The sequence below is a fragment of the Mycoplana rhizolycopersici genome, assembly GCF_013378445.1.
Classification (GTDB): domain Bacteria; phylum Pseudomonadota; class Alphaproteobacteria; order Rhizobiales; family Rhizobiaceae; genus Mycoplana; species Mycoplana rhizolycopersici.
On sequence record NZ_JABXYK010000014.1, the window covers coordinates 28,838 to 47,452 of the forward strand.

Annotated in this window: 17 protein-coding genes; 7 read left to right on the forward strand and 10 right to left on the reverse strand. The window is 65.6% G+C overall.

What is annotated here, in order from left to right; genetic code table 11:
• The first annotated feature begins 70 nt into the window (after positions 1–70).
• Both HV823_RS19860 and HV823_RS19865 read left to right on the forward strand, forming a co-directional pair.
• Positions 71–745, forward strand: coding sequence for a YoaK family protein (locus HV823_RS19860; RefSeq protein ID WP_176951487.1), 675 nt, complete (start codon positions 71–73; stop codon positions 743–745).
• A gap of 313 nt (positions 746–1,058) precedes the next feature.
• Positions 1,059–2,588: an ABC-F family ATP-binding cassette domain-containing protein gene (locus tag HV823_RS19865; RefSeq protein ID WP_176951488.1), complete on the forward strand. Its 1,530-nt coding sequence runs from the start codon at positions 1,059–1,061 to the stop codon at positions 2,586–2,588.
• Positions 2,589–2,625: 37 nt separating this feature from the next.
• On the opposite strand, the gene HV823_RS19870 is transcribed toward HV823_RS19865, so the two are convergent.
• The 3 genes from HV823_RS19870 to HV823_RS19880 form a co-directional block, all read right to left on the reverse strand.
• Entirely contained in the window at positions 2,626–3,387 is a 762-nt protein-coding gene (locus HV823_RS19870) for an RES family NAD+ phosphorylase (RefSeq protein WP_176951489.1), read from the reverse strand.
• Positions 3,347–3,730, reverse strand: a complete 384-nt coding sequence (locus tag HV823_RS19875) for an MbcA/ParS/Xre antitoxin family protein (protein WP_176951490.1) — start codon at positions 3,728–3,730, stop codon at positions 3,347–3,349. The genes HV823_RS19870 and HV823_RS19875 overlap by 41 nt, the downstream gene beginning before the upstream one ends.
• Before the next feature lie 105 nt (positions 3,731–3,835).
• Entirely contained in the window at positions 3,836–4,258 is a 423-nt protein-coding gene (locus tag HV823_RS19880) for an organic hydroperoxide resistance protein (protein ID WP_176951491.1), read from the reverse strand.
• Positions 4,259–4,400: 142 nt separating this feature from the next.
• On the opposite strand from HV823_RS19880, the gene HV823_RS19885 reads away from it, so the two are divergent.
• From HV823_RS19885 to HV823_RS19895, 3 genes are all read left to right on the forward strand, one after another.
• A complete protein-coding gene (locus tag HV823_RS19885) occupies positions 4,401–4,856 on the forward strand; it encodes a MarR family winged helix-turn-helix transcriptional regulator (RefSeq protein ID WP_176951492.1) in 456 nt (151 codons plus the stop codon).
• Positions 4,857–4,928: 72 nt separating this feature from the next.
• Positions 4,929–6,833, forward strand: a complete 1,905-nt coding sequence (locus HV823_RS19890) for a sensor histidine kinase (protein ID WP_176951493.1) — start codon at positions 4,929–4,931, stop codon at positions 6,831–6,833.
• Positions 6,830–7,207: a response regulator gene (locus tag HV823_RS19895; RefSeq protein ID WP_176951494.1), complete on the forward strand. Its 378-nt coding sequence runs from the start codon at positions 6,830–6,832 to the stop codon at positions 7,205–7,207. Before HV823_RS19890 ends, HV823_RS19895 begins: the two co-directional genes overlap by 4 nt.
• 63 nt (positions 7,208–7,270) lie before the next feature.
• Here the strand turns inward: HV823_RS19895 and HV823_RS19900 are convergent, their stop codons facing one another.
• The 5 genes from HV823_RS19900 to HV823_RS19920 all read right to left on the reverse strand — a co-directional run bounded on the left by HV823_RS19900 (position 7,271) and on the right by HV823_RS19920 (position 12,995).
• A complete protein-coding gene (locus HV823_RS19900) occupies positions 7,271–8,059 on the reverse strand; it encodes a L,D-transpeptidase (protein WP_176951495.1) in 789 nt (262 codons plus the stop codon).
• A 269-nt stretch (positions 8,060–8,328) separates the two neighbouring features.
• Entirely contained in the window at positions 8,329–9,141 is an 813-nt protein-coding gene (locus HV823_RS19905; protein ID WP_176951496.1) for a nickel-binding protein, read from the reverse strand.
• A gap of 158 nt (positions 9,142–9,299) precedes the next feature.
• Complete coding sequence (locus tag HV823_RS19910; RefSeq protein ID WP_176951497.1) at positions 9,300–10,937, reverse strand: cisplatin damage response ATP-dependent DNA ligase; 1,638 nt, start codon at positions 10,935–10,937, stop codon at positions 9,300–9,302.
• 427 nt (positions 10,938–11,364) lie between these two features.
• Positions 11,365–12,375 (reverse strand): ligase-associated DNA damage response exonuclease, encoded by a 1,011-nt coding sequence (locus tag HV823_RS19915; protein ID WP_176951498.1) that lies wholly within the window; start codon positions 12,373–12,375, stop codon positions 11,365–11,367.
• Between the two features lie 173 nt (positions 12,376–12,548).
• On the reverse strand, positions 12,549–12,995 hold the full coding sequence (locus tag HV823_RS19920; RefSeq protein WP_176951499.1) for a MarR family winged helix-turn-helix transcriptional regulator: 447 nt from the start codon (positions 12,993–12,995) through the stop codon (positions 12,549–12,551).
• A gap of 147 nt (positions 12,996–13,142) precedes the next feature.
• Between HV823_RS19920 and HV823_RS19925 the strand changes: the two genes are divergently transcribed.
• A complete protein-coding gene (locus tag HV823_RS19925; protein ID WP_176951500.1) occupies positions 13,143–13,631 on the forward strand; it encodes a DUF1579 domain-containing protein in 489 nt (162 codons plus the stop codon).
• A 68-nt stretch (positions 13,632–13,699) separates the two neighbouring features.
• Here the strand turns inward: HV823_RS19925 and HV823_RS19930 are convergent, their stop codons facing one another.
• A complete protein-coding gene (locus tag HV823_RS19930) occupies positions 13,700–16,075 on the reverse strand; it encodes a sensor domain-containing protein (RefSeq protein ID WP_176951501.1) in 2,376 nt (791 codons plus the stop codon).
• 303 nt (positions 16,076–16,378) lie between these two features.
• Here HV823_RS19930 and HV823_RS19935 point away from each other — a divergent pair, with 303 nt between their 5' ends.
• Positions 16,379–17,746 carry a TIGR03808 family TAT-translocated repetitive protein gene (locus tag HV823_RS19935; RefSeq protein WP_176951502.1) on the forward strand — a complete coding sequence of 456 codons (1,368 nt, stop codon included), beginning with the start codon at positions 16,379–16,381 and terminating at the stop codon, positions 17,744–17,746.
• 232 nt (positions 17,747–17,978) lie between these two features.
• Here the strand turns inward: HV823_RS19935 and HV823_RS19940 are convergent, their stop codons facing one another.
• A complete protein-coding gene (locus HV823_RS19940; RefSeq protein ID WP_176951503.1) occupies positions 17,979–18,476 on the reverse strand; it encodes a copper chaperone PCu(A)C in 498 nt (165 codons plus the stop codon).
• Positions 18,477–18,615: the final 139 nt, after the last annotated feature.

Sequence of the window (18,615 nt, forward strand, 5' to 3'; positions counted from 1 at the left end):
TTGCCCCTGATGCCGGCAAGCTCTCGACGTCCGTTCTCTGTGTGAGCCGGGCAAACGAGCGGGCTGCCTGATGACGGTTGCGCGTCGCCGTCGCCTGATCAGACGTCAACGCAGCGCCGTCGGCGTGGCGCTTGTGGCGGCGATCGCGTTCCTGGCCGGGATGACCGACGCGATCGGGCTGATGGCCGTGGGCGACTTCGTTTCCTTCATGAGCGGTAATACCACGCGCACCGCCGTGGCGGTCGCAGCCGGCGACACCGCCCGGGCCGTGCTGCTTTTGACGGGGCTTGCCGTTTTCGTGCTCGGCAATTGCGGCGGGGTGCTGATCGCCAGCCGCTTCCAGTCCGCCGGCGTCCTTGTGGGCGTGACCGCCCTGCTCGCCGCCTCGGCGCTGGTGCCGCAGCACCAGGAGGTGCGCTTCCTGCTTCTCATCCTGGCCATGGGCACGGTCAACGCGGCCGTCGAACAGATCGAGGGGCTGTCGATCGGGCTCACCTATGTCACCGGCGCGCTCTCGCGCTTCGGGCGGGGGCTGGGCCGCTGGATCCTCGGCGTGCGCGACCGGTCCTGGCTGATCCAGCTCGTGCCCTGGACCGGCATGATCGCGGGCGCCGTCACCGGTGCGGCCCTTCAACTGAACGTGACGGCCGCGGCGAACTGGGCGCCCTTCGTCGTCGCCGCACTCGTCACGGCGGCATCGATCCTCATTCCGCGGCGCTGGTCCGTGCGCTTCCTCGTGCGCTGAACGAACGGCCAGGTTGAAAAATGGCAGGATCAGTGCTATCCAGCACCCCTCAACGGTGGCCGGAAAGGAGGGCGGACGTGAGATTCGATTTCCTGCCCAATCTTTCGCACGGTCCCGATCGTGCCCTGCAAATGCGTTTGCAGGGCTGACCAGAGACCGTTTCCCATAACCTCCCTGGTCTGCCCCTGATGGCAGCGCCGCGTCCTGTTCGACGCGCGCAATTCCAATGCTTCCGAGCCTGAACGCGCCCGCCTTCGATGATGGCTGATGCCCTTGATGCGGCGATCGCTCGGACGATGATCAGGGATCGATCATGTCACTCATTACCGTGCGCAATCTCGGCGTCACCCTCGGTGCGCCGCTGTTTTCCGGCCTCAACCTTTCCATCAACGCTGGCGACCGCATCGGGCTCGTTGCCGCCAATGGCCGCGGCAAGTCCACGCTTTTGCGCTGCATCGCCGGCCTGTTCGAACCGGGCGAAGGCGAGATCACGCGATCACGCGGGCTGACCGTCGGCCATGTCGAGCAGACCGGGCCGCCCGCCCTGTCCGGCGCGAGCTTCAGTGCCGCCGTGCGGGATGCGCTGCCGGCCGATCAGGCCGAGCATGAAAGCTGGCGCGTGGATGTCGTTCTGGAAACGCTGGCCGTGCCCGAAGCACTGCGCGCCCGCCCGCTGTCGCAACTGAGCGGCGGCTGGCAGCGGCTCGCCCTGCTGGCGCGCGCATGGGTGCGCGAGCCGGACGTGCTGCTTCTCGATGAGCCGACCAACCATCTGGACCTCGCCCGGATCCTGCAATTGGAGGGATGGCTGAACGCATTGCCGCGCGACGTTCCCGTCGTCATCGCCAGCCACGACCGCGCCTTCCTCGACGCCACGACCAACCGGACGCTCTTCCTCCGGCCGGAGAGGTCACAGAGCTTCGCGCTGCCCTATTCCCGTGCGCGGGCTGCCGTCGACGAGGCGGACGCATCCGACGAGCGGCGCTACCAGCGCGACATGAAGCAGGCGCAGCAGTTGCGCCAGCAGGCGGCCAAGCTGAACAATATCGGCATCAATTCCGGCTCCGACCTGCTCGTCGTCAAGACCAAGCAACTGAGGCAGCGCGCCGACCGGCTGGAGGAGACGGCAAGGCCTGTGCATCTGGAGCGTTCGGCCGGGACGATCCGGCTGTCCAATCGCGGCACGCATGCCAAGGTGCTGGTGACGCTGGAGGATGCGGAGATCGCCACGCCGGACGGCACGGCGCTGTTCAGGACCGGCCGCCAGTTCATCTGCCAGGGTGACCGGATCGTGCTTCTCGGGCGCAACGGCGCCGGCAAGACACGGCTCGTCAAAGCACTGCGGGCGGCGATCGGCGGCAATGCGGGGCCGGACGCCGCGTGCGGCATCAGGGCGACGCCCTCGCTCGTGCTCGGCTATGGCGATCAGGCGTTGGCGGATCTTCCCGACGACGACACGCCACATGGCGCCATCATCCGGCGCTTTGCGGTGGGCGACCAGCGCGCACGCTCGCTGCTTGCCGGGATCGGCATTGCCATCGAGATGCAGGGGCAGCCCGTGGGCCGGCTCTCGGGCGGGCAGAAGGCAAGGCTCGGCATGCTGGTGCTTCGCCTCACCGAGCCGAATTTCTACCTGCTCGACGAGCCGACCAACCATCTCGACATCGAGGGGCAGGAAGCGCTGGAACGTGAACTGACGGCGCAGCAGGCAAGCTGCCTGTTCGTCTCCCACGACCGCAGTTTCGTCCGCGCCGTCGCCAACCGTTTCTGGGTGATCGAGCGGCGACGGCTGCTGGAGGTCGAGGATGCCGAGGCCTTCTTCTGCGAGGCGGCAGCGGGTTGAAAGTCGCCGGCGGCAGCCTCGGGAGGCCGTGGAGTGGCTATCGGCCGGGCACGGCAAGACGGGGATCGTTGCCAAAGTCCGCGCGCGCGAATTCGACGCGCGCGGGCGGGAACTCGCAGATCGCCTGGACGCCGCGGCCGGACAGGCGGATATGCCAGGTCTGGCGTTCCTGCGGCTTCGGCGCGGCAAAGGCTGTGGCCGAGAGCAGCGCGACATTCGCCCCGCCGCCCGGATCGCGGACGGAAACGTATCGGACGACCTCGATGCCGGCATCGCGCGCGGCGTCGGAAAGGGCCTGGCAGGCAGCGTAGTCGGTCGGGTCGCTCCAGCGCGCATGGTCGCGGTCGAGGGGGGAGCGCGTCAGGTCGAGAGCGGCGCCCGTCGCCACCGAAGCGGAAAAGGCGGTGAAGTCGGCCGCATTGGCCGGATAGGGCGTCTGCGGGGATTCGGCGTAGAACAGCAGCCGGTAGAAGGCCATTTCGGCAAGGGCCGTCGTGACGGCCTCGGCGGCATAGAAGACGCCCCGCGTGCGCCCTGCCCTGCGAAAGCGCGAGCCGTGCGGATAGACCGCCCCGTAGCGAAAGGGGGTTGCGAGGAGATAGTCGAGGCCTACGCATTCTGGCGGCAGCAGCGGCTTGCTTTCCTCCAGCAACTCTTCCAGCAGCGCCTGCTCCTCCAGCGTGTCGACGAGCTTCAGCGTCGAGACCCGATGCTGTGCCTCCACCAGCCGCCAGACGGGGCCGGCATAGGCCCGCGCCTCAGACGAGAGCGCGGCGGGCGTCCAGATAGGCAAGGACATCGACAAGTCCGGAAATCGAGGTGATGCGATCGATCGGGCGGCCGCCGAGGAGACTGTTTTCCACCGACATCCAGGCGCGGGCCACCGCCTCGTCGCCGCCGACGATGGCATCGAGCGAACGGAACAGGCGAATGAAAAGAACGGCCAGTTCGAACGGCTTGGTGCCGCGCTCCAGGCGATAGTCCTGCCGGCGCATGCGCGAGACACTGGCCTCCGAAACGCCAAGGACGGCCGAAAGCGCCCGCGCGGTTAGCCCCAAGGCTTCGGACGCTCGAACAACCGCCTTGGTCATCACTGTTTCGGCCTGGGCCTGCTGTGCTGGCGAACGGGTCTCGACGAGCATCGAACAATCTCCTTTCCGTGGAAATAATATAATGCAAAAATTTCCAAAGAAAAGCCCGGCACCAAACGCCGGGCCTTGGGATTTCGACTTCGCCCGTCGATCCGCTCAGACGACGGTCGTCTTGACGTCCAGATTGCCGCGCGTGGCGTGGCTATAGGGGCAGACGACGTGCGCCTTCTTGACCAGGTCCTCGACCACGACCTTGTCGACGCCGGGAACGGAGACCTGCAGGGCCGCCTCGATGCCGAAGCCGCCGCCATCCTCGCGCGGGCCGATGCCGACGGTCGCCGTCACCTTGGCGTCCTCGGGGATCTTCACCTTTTCCTTACCGGCGACGAACTTCAGCGCGCCGAGGAAGCAGGCGGAATAGCCGGTGGCGAACAATTGCTCCGGGTTGGTGCCGCGGGCGCCATCGCCGCCCAGTTCCTTCGGCACGGTGAGGGTGACGTCGAGAACGCCGTCTTCGGACGCGCCATGGCCCGCGCGGCCGCCGGTGGCAAATGCCTTGGTGGTGTAGAGAATGGACATGTCAGGTCTCCTTGGTTGTTGATGATTATCGTATAGCCCCAAAATAGATTGCGCGCAATATAATTTTGCACATTGCATTTTGGACGATTTGCGGCGACACTGCCGTATGGAAAACCAACCTGCGCCCTCACCTCCCCTGGATATGGCGGACGACGCGAACCTCGCGCTGGATCGCCAGCTCTGCTTTGCCATCTATTCGGCTGCGCACGCATTCAACCGCACCTACAAGCCCCTGCTCGACCCCTACGGGCTCACCTATCCCCAGTATCTGGTGCTGCTGTCGCTGTGGCAAGACGACGGCAAGACGGTGAAGGCGCTGGGCGAGGCGCTGCATCTGGATTCGGGCACGCTGTCGCCGCTGTTGAAACGCCTCGAAGCAAGCGGCTACATCGAGCGCACGCGCGACCGTGCCGACGAGAGGCAGGTGCTGATCACACTGACCCCCAAGGGCCGGGAGATGAAAGGCGAGGCGCACGGCATCCTGATGCAGATCGGCAAGGCGGCCGGATGCACCGCCGACGACCTGCACCAGCTCGGCGCCTCGCTGCAGGCGCTGGCCGACAGGCTGCGCGCCCGGCAAACGCCGGATACCGCCTGAATCGGCGCCTACCCCCCTGTGCAAAGGCGAAGGCTCGATTAAACTGCGCCGGTCACGCGGGACGGAGGTGGCATGCAAAGCGAGCACCGACACTCTCAACTGACGGGCATCCTGGCAGGACTGTGGTGCATCCTGGTCGGCGTCGGCATGATGGCGGCTTGGCTGGCGGAGCCGGCATCCCTTGCCGAGCGATATCCGAGTTTCTTCGGGATGAAATTCAACGCGGCCTTCGCCTTCCTGCTCATCGGCATCGCGTTCCTGCTTGCGCTCGCCCGTTATCACGTGCTGCCCATCCTGCTGATGGTGCCGGTTTTCGTCTATGGCACTCTCGCGCTGTCGCAGCATCTCTTCGGGCTGGACCTCGGCGTCGACGAGCTGTTCTACCGGCCGTTCGTCGACATCGGCACCAGCGTGCCGGGCCGCATCGCGCCGAATACGGCGCTCTGCTTCATGCTCGCCAGCCTCGCCATCATGCTGCGGGCGCTGAGAGGCGGCCCGGACCTGCTTCAAGTCGCCTGCGCCTATCTCAGCGTCATTATCGCCGCGACGTCGCTGGTCGGCTACATCGTCGCCCTCGAAGGCGCGCATGACTGGATCGCCTTCACCCGAATGTCGCTGCAGAGCGCCAGCTGCTTTCTCGCCGTCGGCATCGGAGTTCTCTATTCCGGCTCCCGCAGTGCCGCCGGCAAGACCGCGATCGCCGTCTCGCTTGCCATCACCACTTATCTGGTGCTGCTGTCGCTTGCCTATGTAAAAGTGCAAAGCCAGATGCTTGCGACGCTGCCGGCGCATCCGGAGGCGCTTGCGACCACGGCGACGACCATCCTCAACCTCATCCTGATCTCGGGGGCGATCTATGTGGGGCTGCTCGCCTACTCCTACTGGAACTCGAAGCGCTACCGGCAAAGCACAAGCTTTCTCGGCGAGAGCCAGCGGCGCCTCGCCGCCATCATCGACCATGCCATCGCCGGCATCCTGACCATCGGCGAGGACGGAACGATCCTGTCGGCGAACCCGGCGTGCCAACAGATCTTCGGATACCAGCCCAGCGAACTGATCGGACGCAGCGTCAAGATGCTGCTGCCGGAAGGCGAACGCGCCGCCGGCGCCAACGTGCTGCGAACGGAGCTTCTTGCCGGTGGCGAACGGGAGGCTCGGCGCAAGGACGGCAGCACCGTCCCCATCGACATCTCCGTCGCCCGCGTCGAACTGTCCGAAGGCACGATCTATACCGCCATCATCCGCGACATTTCCGAGCGAAAGCACTTCGAACAGCAACTTCTGACCGCGAATGCGGAACTGGAAGAGTTCGCCTACCGCACCTCGCACGACTTGCGCTCGCCGATCGCCTCTTCCATCGGCCTGCTGAACATATCCCGCGAACTGCTGGAGAACGGCGAGTATGACGCGCTCGGCAGCACGCTCGGGCGCATGGAACGCAACTTCAACCGGCTGGACGGGCTTATCCAGAACATCATCGTGCTGACGCGGGACCGGCTGCTGGACGAAGAGGACCAGACAATCCTGGTGCACGACGTGGTGCAGAGCCAGGCAGACACCCTTGCCAATCTGGAAACCGAAAACCGGGTACGGATCGGCAACTACGTCGACCCGCAATTGACAATACGCAATAAGCCGTCGAAATTCGAGGTCATCGTCGGCAACCTTCTTTCCAACGCCATCAAGTACCATGACCCCCAGGAACCGGAACCGCGGGTGGACATCTATCTTGAAGAGCGCCCGGGGTCGGTCCGGCTGATCGTGGAGGACAATGGCATCGGCGTTCCGGAGGAAAAGCGCCAGTTTCTGTTTCGCATGTTCAAGCGCCTGCATCCCAGCCGATCCTTCGGCAGTGGACTCGGGCTTTATATTCTGAAGAAGAGCGCTGAATCCCTCGGCGGGACTGCGACATACGAGCCGAAAGAAAAAGGCAGCCGCTTCATTGTGGAACTGCCGAACGAGGACGGAGGGAAATGAAGCTCAACACCATCCTGGTGGTCGATGACGACGAGAACGACCAGTTCATCTGCGAATACACCATCCGCAAGTTCGACCCGACGATCAAAATCCTCAAAGCCCATGACGGCACAGAGGCCCTGACCCTGCTCGAAACGGTGACGCCGGACGGGATCATCCTCGACATCAATATGCCCGTCATGAACGGCTTCGAGTTTCTCGACCACTATGCGAGCCGCTTCCGGGTGCATGCACCCGTGGTCGCCATGCTGACCAGCTCGCATCTTGGCACCGACCGGGAGCGCGCCATGCGCTACGCTTTCGTGAAGAACTATTTCGAGAAGCCCCTGACCATCAAGCACCTGAGCCAGATGCAGGAGCTGCTGTCGGGCTGACCGCTGCCCAGAGCGGCCAGACCAAGCGAGCGCACTTCTGCGCCCGCCTCCGCCGTGCTGCGATCAGATAACGACGATCGGCGAGCCGTTGGGCACGCGGCTGTAGAGATCCATCACGTCCTGGTTGATCAGGCGGACGCAGCCCGACGAGGCCGCCCGGCCGATCGACTTCCATTCGGGCGTGCCGTGCAGGCGGTAGAGCGTATCCTCGCCGTTCTGGAAGATGTAGAGGGCGCGCGCGCCCAGCGGGTTGGAGATGCCCGGCGCCATGCCGCCCTTGCGGGCGGAGTATTTCGCCAGTTCCGGCTGGCGTTCGATCATCGAATCGGGCGGCGTCCAGCGCGGCCAGGCCTGTTTCCACTGGATGACGCCGCGCCCGTTCCAGGCAAATCCTTCGCGGCCGATGCTGACGCCATAGCGCATGGCGCGGCCGCCCGGTAGCGTGAAATAGAGGTAGCGGTTGGCGGTATCGACGATGATCGTGCCCGGCGCCTCGCCGAACGGATCCTCGACCTCGTGGCGCAGGAAGCGGGCATCGATCTTGCGGTAGGGCACCTGCGGAACAGTGAAGCCGCCGTCGATGCGGGTATCGTAGATTGCCGCATATTGCGGGTCGAGATTGGGGATGCCGGTCGGCAGCATCGCCTCTTCATAGGGCCCCTGGTCGGGGTCGCGCCCCTCGAGAATGGGGCCGGGAACGCCTTCCAGCGCCGGATTTCGATAGACGGGCTCGGTCTCCCAGCGGAAGCGATCGGTGTTCATCGACGAGGTACAGCCGGCCAGGCCAGACACCGCGGCAAGCCCGGAGAGGCGCAGAAGACGCCGGCGGGAGAGAAGAAATTCTGAGGCCATGATCAGCGAGGCGTGTCCGTGAAATTCCGATTGCTGGCAGGGACCGAAGGCGGGCGCGATTCCTGGCGGCGTGATAACGCATTTACCGTGCCGCAATTGTGGCACGGTCGGCTGGCGCGGGGCTTGCGGCGGGGATATCAACAGCGACCGTCAGGCGAAGCCATGGGGGGTTCGAAGGCCTGTAAAGAACAACCCGGCGGCCTCGGGCCTCATACCAAGTCTCGATGATAGGAACCGGTCCTATCGGTTCCTATCATCGAGACTTGGTATCAGTGCGTCCAGTTGCACTGATGAGCCAGCACCGGCTTTGCAAAGCCCTTCAGGCGATAGCCGCTGGCGCGGGCAAAGATGTCGGCAGCGCCATACTCCTGGAAAACATTCTCCGACACGAGGATCTGGTCGGAGCTTGCGGCGGCGCAAAGCCTTGCAGCGGTCTGGACGGTGGCCCCGAAAAGATCATTGCTGTCTTCGACCGGTTCGCCGCAATCCAAACCTATCCGAATGTGGATCTGCTCCGGGTTGTCGGCATTGAAACGGCGGAACTCGCGCTGAATATCCATGGCACAATCAACAGCGGCCAGCGACGAGGTAAAGGCCGCCATGATGCCATCGCCGGTATGCTTGACCTCCCGGCCCCGGGCGCGGGTCAGACAACGGCGGACGAGTGCATCATGCGCCCTGACGAGTTCGGTCGCCATGCGATCGCCCAGGCGCGTCGTCATCTCGGTGGAGCCAACGATATCGGTAAAGAGGACGACGCGGTGACCGGCATCCCTATCCGCCTCGCCGTCTCCTTGAGGTTTCAGATCATGTATCCGGCCAAGAAAAGCCTCGACGGCGGATAGCGCCACCTCCACGACCTCGCTGGCAACGAACCCGTGCGCCTCGCGATGGACGCACTGCGCCGTCTCGACATCGGGCGCATCGATCAGGCAGAAGGTGCGGCCGTTGCGATGATCGAACCAGTAGGTCAGGAACTTGACGCCGTACTGGTCCTGTATGCTGAGGTCCTTCAGGTGCGCTTCGGCCACCTGCTCCGCCGTCGCCCCTGTCAGATCGTGCCTGTCCATGAATATCGGCATTCGCTCGCTCCGCTTGGGGTCGCAGTCGCATGTCGCGATTTTACGACAGAGGCAGCGCATCGTCCATCGCGATGACGTTTTCCCCCGTCCGAGGCAGGAGGCAGCCCGGATTTCTCAACGCAACTGCCGCTCGCAACGAACGCGCGCCGCGCGGTCCTTCACCCCTCCCGCGTTTCGATCAGCGCCATCAGCGTTTCCAGACGGTCGGCTTGCCGCGGCAGCTTGTCCTGCCGCAGGCGGGCGATGCGGGGGAAGCGCATGGCGACGCCGGACTTGTGGCGGGTTGAGCGGTTGATGCCCTCGAAGGCAACCTCCACCACGAAGCCGAAATCGGGCTCGGCGCGAACGGCGCGCACCGGGCCGAAGCGTTCGACGGTGTTATTGCGCACGAAGCGGTCGAGCACCTCCAGTTCCGCGTCGGTGAAGCCGAAATAGGCCTTTCCGACCGGCACCAGCATATCACCTTCCGGCCCGTTTTCCGGAGCCTGCGCCCAGACGCCGAAGGTAAAGTCCGAATAGTAGCTGGACCGCTTGCCGTGGCCGCGCTGCGCATACATCAGCACCGCATCGACATTGAACGGATCCCGCTTCCACTTGAACCACGGCCCCTTGAGCCTGCCGGCCTGATAGGCGCTGTCCAGCCGCTTGATCATCACGCCCTCGATCACCGGATCGGGCGGCGTGGTGCGCAATGCATCGAGCTCGGCCCAGCTTTCGAAAGGCACCAGCGGCGACAGGTCGAAGCGGTCGTGCGGCGCGCCGTCGATAAGATCCGTCAGCCGTGCGCGACGGGTGGCGAAGTTTTCGGGGCGTATGTCCGTCTCGCCGTCGAAAAGGATGTCGTAGGCGCGCACGAAGGCGGGATAGTCGTCCAGCATGCGCGCATTGACCGTCTTGCGGTTCAGCCGCTGCTGCAGGTCGGAAAACGTGCGGGTCGCACTGTTGGAGCGGGCCGTGCCTCCGACCAGCAGTTCGCCATCGACGACGCCCTCGAAGGTCATGGCGCCCAGAACATCCGGGAAGGCAGCAGAGATGTCGTCGCCGGAACGGGAATAGAGACGGCGCGTCGTGCCGGATGCCGAGAGCTGCACGCGGATGCCGTCCCATTTCCATTCGGCGGCGAAATCGGCAGGGTCGAGGCCGTCGAGATCGCCCTCGCCGACGGGATTGGCGAGCATGACGGAGTGGAAGATTGCCGGCGTCGCCAGAACCGGCCGCTCCGCCCTGTCCTCCAGCCAGGCAAACAGCGGCTCGTAGGGCGGCTGCAGGCCATGCCACAGCGTCTCGATCTCGATGATGTCCCGGCCGGAGAAATCGGCGAGCGCCTGCTTGGCAAGCCGCGCGGACACGCCGATGCGCAAGCCGCCGGTGGCAAGCTTGATGAAGGCGAAGCGGGCGGACGGATCGAGCCGGTCGAGCAGATCGCGGACGGCGGCACGCACCTCGGTGCGGCCGAGCGCATTCATGCGGACGACCACGTCGGACAGGCGCGGCTGGTGGGCGTCGTCGATCCGTTCCTTCCGCTCCTGGTCCCAGACGAGCGCGATCGTCTCGGCAAGGTCGCCGACATAGTCGTAGGAATAGCGGAACAGCACCTCGTCCATCCGCTCCAGCACCAGTTCGCGCAAGAGCGCCGGCTTGACGCTCTTCAGGTCGAGGGTGCCGGCGATCGCCGCCAGCCCGTAACCGCGGTCGGGATCGGGAACGGCGCGGAAATAATCGGCGAGCAGTTTCAGCTTGCCGTTGCGCGAGGGGGTGAGCACGAGGCGGTCGAGGAGATCGGCGAAGGCTTTCATGGGGTGGTCGTCCTCGCTTCCGCGCGGCAAATCGGTGCGACGATCGCCGAACCACCGCCACGACTTGCGCCGTCGCCGTTGGCCATTCCCTGCGCGGCGAAGCCCCCCTCATCCGGCCCGCGGGGCCACCCTCTGCCCGATGGGGCGAAGAGGGAGATCGAGGCGGGCGTTATGGCGGATGCCTGGGCGAAGTCCGCGCAGCGTGTGCCCTTCTCCCCGCCTGCGGGGAGAAGGTGCCGGCAGGCGGATGAGGGGCGAAGGGCGGACGCGGGAGCAGCGACTATCCGCGGAGCGCTGCACGCGCGGCAGCGACTGCCCCTCACCCAGTCTCTCACCCTGGCCCTCTCCCCGCAGGCGGGGTGAGGGAACGCGGGGGCGGCCGCTATGCGGGGTCGATCGCCGACATCAAAGCGAGCCTCGACCACCATCAATCTCCCTCGTCCTCGTAGCCGACGAGGTGTAGCGGGCGGGCGGGGATGCCGGCGAGTTCGCACCAGCGCACCAGCGCCTCCTCGCGGCCGTGCGTCACCCAGACCTCCGACGGCGAAAGCTCGCGGATGGTTTCGGTCAGCTCCGGCCAGTCGCAGTGGTCGGAAATGACGAGCGGCAGCTCGACGCCACCCTGTTTCGCCCGCTGGCGCACCATCATCCAGCCGGAAGCGAAGGCGACGAGCGGGTCGGGAAAGCGGCGCGCCCAGCGCTCGCCGAACGCCGAGGGCGGGCCGACGATGACGGCGCCGGAGAAATCGGTCGTGTCACCCTTCTCCAGCGTTGCCGGTCGCAGCTCGCCAAGGTCGATGCCGCGCGAGAGGTAGTATTCGCAAAGCCTGGCCAGCGAGCCGTGAATGTAGATCGGCCGGTCGTAGCCGCAGTCGCGCAGGAGTCGGATCACCCGCTGCGCCTTGCCGAGCGAATAGGCGCCGACAAGGTGGGCGCGCTCGGGAAACTGCCGTAGCGAGGTCAGGAGCTTGCCGATCTCGCCCTTCGGCCCGGGATGGTGAAAGACCGGCAGGCCGAAGGTCGCCTCGGTGATGAACACGTCGCAGGCGACCGGCTCGTACGGCGTGCAGGTCGGGTCGGGGCTGCGCTTGTAGTCGCCGGAGACGCCGAAGCGGGTGCCGCTGGTCGAGATCGCGACCTGTGCCGAGCCGAGCACGTGGCCGGCTGGGTGAAGCGACACCTTCACCCCGGCCAGGTCGATGGTCTCGCCGAAAGCTGCCGCCTGCGCCGAACCGCAGAAGTCCGGCCCGTAGCGGATCGCCATGATATCAAGCGTCTCGCGCGTCGCCAGCACGGCCCCGTGCCCGGCGCGGGCGTGGTCGGAGTGGCCATGGGTGATGACGGCGCGGGCGACCGGGCGCATCGGATCGACATGAAAATCGCCGGCGGGGCAATAGAGGCCGGCGGGGGCGGGATAGAGCAGCTGGTCTGGCTTCATGCCGGAGAAGATAGGCCGATTTGCGCGTTCCGCCAGAGCCGGCAGTTCAGAGCCGGCAGTTCAGGGCCGCCGATGCAGGATCGCGATGCAGGCGCGGCGCGGCGATGCAGAGCCGGCGGTCACGGGTCATCCGTGCGGAGCCGCCAGTGCAGGACCTCGGCCCCGGATCGAATTCACGAGATCGCCTTCAGTCCCGCGCGCAAGGCATCCACGTCGATCCCGGTCATCTCCGCCTCGAGCGCGTCATGGTTTGCAATCCAGATCGGCAGGGCGCGGGCGAGCAGATCACGCCCCTCCTCCGTCAGGCCGAGGCGCCGACCGCGGCGGTCGCGCGGATCGGGCGTCACGACGACAAGGCCACGCCGCTGCAACGGCTTGACCGCCGCCGTCAACGTCGTCCGGTCCATCGCCAGCAGGGATGCGACTGGTCCCATCGGCGGCGGCTCCGGCCTGTTCAGCGCCATCATCAGCGAGAACTGCCCGTTGGTCAGGCCCAGCGGACGAAAAGCCTCGTCGAACCTGCGCGCCAGGGCGCGGGCAGCGCGTTGCGCATGCAGGCAAAGGCAGCGGTCGCGCACGTGCGGCGCGGTCTCGTGGGAAAGCGTGACATTCGAATTCATGCCCATTACTGTTGATATCAACCTTGTTTTGTCAAGCGCGGCGATCGACGCCTTGAAACGAATGGTGCGTTCCACAGTTAATACCCATGATCGATGATGGGTATCAGGCTGGTGACGCGCACACCGCACGGCAACCGGGAGGCGAACATGCAGGCAGAAATAACCACGCAGCATCGCTGGCTGGAAAGGCTCGTCGGCGACTGGGACGTCTCGGACGCGGCCATCACCGCCCCGCCGGCCGAACCGACCTGGACCGAACGGGTGCGGCGGATCGGCGGTCTCTGGATCGCCTGCGAGGGCCGCGGCCTGATGCCCGACGGCGAGCCGGCCGAAACGCTCCTGACGCTCGGCTATGATGCGGCGCGCGACCGCTACGTCGGCACATGGATCGGCTCCATGATGGCGCATCTGTGGCACTATGACGGCACGCTGGAGCCGACCGGCAACGTGCTGACGCTGCACAGCGAAGGACCAGACTTCGAAAGCGAAGGCCGGCACCTGCCCTATCAGGACATCATCACCTTCATCGACGACAACCACCGCACCATGACTGCGTTGGTGAACCGGCCGGGAAAGGGCTGGGAGAAACTGATGGAGGTGCATTACTGGCGGCGGAAACATCCCCTGCCTGTCTGAGGGGATGCCGGCGTGCCCGCTCGCGGTCGGGGCATGCAGCCCAGAATGCGTTGCAGCTGTGTGACGGCCTATGCAAGATCACCAGGTTGAAGCGTCAGATGCGAACCTGAGCGGTCGCGGCCTGCTTCCGGCCAACGTCCTTCAGGCTCCATCTCGTTCAGCCGCGCCTCGATCGCGGCGGCTTCCACCGGCCTGCCGATATAGAAGCCCTGGATCTCGTTGCAGCCGGCTTCGCGCAGGAATTCCAGTTGTTCGCGGGTCTCCACGCCCTCTGCGATCACCCTAAGCTGCAGCGTGTGCGCGAGCGAGATCACGGCCCTCGCGATCGCCGCATCGTCCGCGTCGCCCGGAAGATCCTGCACGAAGGAGCGGTCGATCTTGAGCCGGCCGACGGGAAAGCGCTTCAGCGCGCTGAGGCTGGAATAGCCGGTGCCGAAGTCGTCGATGGCCAGATGCACGCCCAGCGCCTCCAGCCGGTACATCAGCGCCACCGCCTGCTGCACGTCAGCCATGATCAGGCTTTCGGTCAGTTCCAGTTCCAGATAGCGCGCGTCCAGCCCGCTGTCGCTCAAGGCGGAGCGCACGCGCTCCACCCAGTCGATCTCCTGGAACTGGCGGGCGGATACGTTGACGCTGACGACCAGCCGTGGCAGGCCCGCGTCCTGCCAGGCCTTGTTCTGGCGGCAGGCGGCGCGCAGCGTCCAGTCGCCGATCTGACCGATCAGGCCGGACTCCTCGGCAAACGGAATGAACTCGCCGGGCGGGAGCAGGCCGCGCTCCGGATGCTTCCAGCGGATCAGCGCCTCGACGGCGAAAACGCTTCCGGTTCTCAGGTCCACCTGCGGCTGATAATGCAGGACGAACTCGTCGCAGGCGATGGCGCGGCGCAGTTCCTCCTGCTGGCGGAGTTTCTCATGCGCGCTGATCGCCATGTCGTTGCTGAAAAAGTGCAGCGCATCGCGGCCAATTTCCTTGGCGCGGTACATGGCGAGATCGGCATTGGCTAGCAGTTCGGTCGGCGTGCGTCCGTGCTCGGGATAGAGTGCGACCCCCATGCTGCAGCTTACCTGCACCGTGCGCCCCTCCAGCGTGACGGGGGCGGCAATGGTCTGGCGGACGGCCTCGAGCCGGGCAGCGACGCCCTTGGCGTTACGGCGCGGGGCACTGACGATCAGCACGAATTCATCACCGCCGAGACGGACGAGCACGTCGCCCGGGCGAAGACCGTCGGCCATGCGGGCGGCCACAGTCTTCAAGAGCGTGTCGCCTGCCTTGTGGCCCAGGCTGTCGTTGACCAGCTTGAAGTTGTCGAGGTCGAGGAAGGCGAGCGCGACGCTCCGGTTCTCGTCGTCGGCAATCTCGATGGCTGTCGCGATACGCTCGTCGAGCATGCCGCGGTTGGGAAGCCCCGTCAGCGCATCGTGGTGGGCCATGAACTGGATGCGGTCTTCCGCTTCCTTGCGTTCGATGGCGATGCCGGCGATATGCGTCGCCACGCCGAGCAGCTTGTGGCAGGCTGGCGTCGGCAGCCCGGGCGTGCGCGAATAGAGTGCGAAGGTGCCCAGCACCTGCCCCTGGCTGGAGCGGATAGGCGAGGACCAGCAGGCGCGAAAACCATAGGGCCGCACCAGATGGCGATAGTCCGCCCAGAGCGGATCTTCGGCGATGTCGGCGACCAGCACCTGCTCGCCGCGATAGGCGGCCGTGCCGCATGATCCCACAGCCGGGCCGATCGGCGCGCCGTCGATGGCACGGGTATAGTCCGGATGCAGGTTCGGCGCCGAGGCATGGCGAACACATTGCCGGTCATGATCGATCAGGAGAATGGAGCCGGTGACGTCGGCCACCTGATCTTCGATCAAGAAGATCAACGCCGGGAAGACTTCCGACAGCGCCTCACCGCGCGCAATCATCTGGAGGATCTCGGCCTGCCCGCGGTGCAGGGCCTCCTGTCGCTTGCGATCGGTAATGTCGCGGGCGATGCCAACGATGCCGACGATTTCGCCCTGGTCGTTGCGCATGGGCAGCTTGGACGTCAGCACCCACTTCCGCCGCCCCGCAACATCGCGGTAGCATTCCTCCATGTCGAGCGCGGGTTCGCCGGTCCTGATGATCTGCTGCTCGCAGTCGCGCAGCACCTGCGCCACCTCGCGGGGAAAAATGTCGAAATCGGTCAGGCCGGTCAGATCGTCGCGGCCGCAGCCGACATGCCTGGCCGTGGCCTTGTTCGCGATCAGGAAGCGGCCGTCACGGTCCTTGAAGAAGAGGCCTACCGGTGCCTCCTCGATCATTGCATCCATCCAGTAGGCGCGGTCGTGACGGTCGCCGGCGATCGGGAAACGGCGGGCGGCCTCGGCAATCAGCCGCTCGCCTGCCGCCAGCAGCAGCGACGTGGGGTCGGCAGGCTTTTCCTCCGAAGACCACTGCGTGCTGGACCGGCTCATGCGCTTCCCACTCCCCCGCCGCGCCAATCGGCGACCTCATGTTTGACGGTTCGAAGCTACACCTGAGAGTATTATGCAATACTGAATCTTTTTGCTGCAATGCACTCTATCCGGGCGACACGGCTCCGCGAACGCCCCGCATTTCGGGCGTTTGAGGAATGCTCGCCTGTGCCAATTCGGAACGGCGCTCCATTCCGGTCGACGGCGAATTCGCCAAACCGGCCCTGAAGGCCCCGTTTCGCTTCATTCCGGCACGGAAAGCGGTTGGCACGTTTCATGCTCCTTTGGGAACAAGGAGCTGAAATGGTTAGCAGGCGGTTAATACTCTCTTCGTTCGGCCTCAGCGCGCTTGGTGCCGCCCTGCCCGCGCGCGCCGCGGGGACGGCAACGCTGGTCAACGTGGAACTGCGCGGCGCGATCGACGCCGCCGCCCATGGCGTGCGTCCCGGCGGCGAAAGCCGCAAGAACAGGGCCTTCGCCAAGCTTCTGCGCGACGCTTCGGCAAAGAACCTGCCGATCTTCCTGCCGCCCGGCGACTACGTGATCTCCAACATCGAGCTTCCCGACAACACGCGGCTGACCGGCGTTCCGGGCGCCACACGCATCGTCTACGGCGGCGACGGCCATCTCTTCAAAAGCCGCAACGCGATAAACGTCACCTTCGAAAACCTGGTCATCGACGGCGGCAACCGCTGGCTGGACAGCAGCGTCGAGGGGCTGCTGCACCTGTCCCTGGCAAGCGAAGTCGTCATCGACAATTGCGAGATCAAGGGATCGTCGAAGTCGGCGGTCTATCTGGAGCGCTGCGGCGGACGGATCGACCGCAGCCGCCTGTCGGGTGCTGCCGAATACGGTGTCTATGCGATCGAGAGCACCGGGCTTTCGGTCAGCGACAACACCGTCTTCGAATGCGCCAACGGCGGCATCCTCGTGCACCGCTGGACCAAGGGGGCTGACGGCACGATCGTCTCGCGCAACCGGATTTCGAAGATCGCGGCCGGCAAGGGCGGCACGGGCGAATATGGAAACGGGATCAACGTCTTCCGCGCCGACAACGTGCTGGTGACGAACAACATCCTCACCGACTGCGCCTTCTCGGCCATCCGCTCGAATGCCGGCTCCAACGTCCAGATTGCCGGCAATACCTGCCTGAACTGCGGGGAAACGGCGATCTATTCGGAGTTCGGCTTCGAGGGCGCGATCGTCAGTTCGAACCTGATCGATGGTGCTGCCAACGGCATCCTGATCGTCAACTTCAACGAGGGCGGGCGGCTCGCCACGGTGACGGGCAACGTCGTGCGGAACCTGAGAAGCGAGGGGCCCTACGTGCACGACGGCGCGGGCTTCGGCTTCGGCATCGCCGTCGAGGCCGACACCGTCGTGAGCGGCAACACCGTCGAGAACGCGCCCCGCTTCGGGCTGATGCTCGGCTGGGGACCCTACATGCGCGGCCTCGTCGTCAACGGCAATCTGGTGCGCGGCGCGCCGGTCGGCTGCGCGGTCAGCGTCGTCGAGGGCGCGGGCTCGGCACTGATTTCCGGAAACCTGTTCGAGGACACCCCGCAAGGCGCGATCGCCGGCTATCGCTGGAACGAGCGGACCACGGGAGAACTGGCCGACGGCCGCGAGCACTTCGCGCATATCACGATCGAGCGCAACCGGTCGGGATAAGCCGGGCAGGCGCTCCCGCGGCGCGCGTCGGCCGATGCGCCCGCGGTCAAATTCGCACACGGCCGCCGCACAGCGGCCATGACATTCGCCCCTTCCGGTTCCCGAACGCCGGTTGGGGCGATGGGGCGGGATGGGGAAGGCCACTCTGCGTGCCTTTCCCATCTCCCGCCGCCCCTCCTGCCGAAGTGCGCCGCAACGGCGCTTCGGCGCGGGGCTTCAACCTCTGTCGCGCTCAATGCGCCTTGTGCGTGTCGCCGCCCGCCTCACCCTGGCTTGCCGGGCGGAAGGCCTCGACGTTGAACTGCACGTCGACGGGGCCGGCCTTTTCGAAATTCAGGGTGGCGGGGAAACTTTCGCCTTCCTTGAACGGCGCCTTGATGCCCATGAACATCACATGCAAGCCGCCGGGCTCGAGCTTCACCGTGCCGCCGGCCGGAACGTCGATGCCGTCCGCCAGCCGGCGCATCTGCATGACGTCGTTTTCCATCGTCATCGTGTGCAACTGCACATCGTCGGAAACCGGCGAGGTGATGGAGACGAGGCGATCGGGATCGCCGCCGTTGTTGATGATGGTGAAGAAGCCGCCGCCGACCGGCTGGCCGGGTAGCGTCGCCTTGGCGGCGGGGTGGTGGATCTGCAGGTTGCCGGCCTTGTATTCATGCGCGGCAGCGCCGGAAACCGGGAGGACCAGCAGCAATGCGGCGAGGAGAAAGTGTGCAAGCGATTTCATTTCATGTTCCCTTCCTGAGGGCGTGACGTTGGACAGGTCCAGTCCGCCGCAAGGGCGGCGACGGTATTTCGGAGCAGAAACCGCCTGAGTGTCTGGACGAGTGGCGCGACCGGCTCGGCCGGCGCATCCATCACGTCGC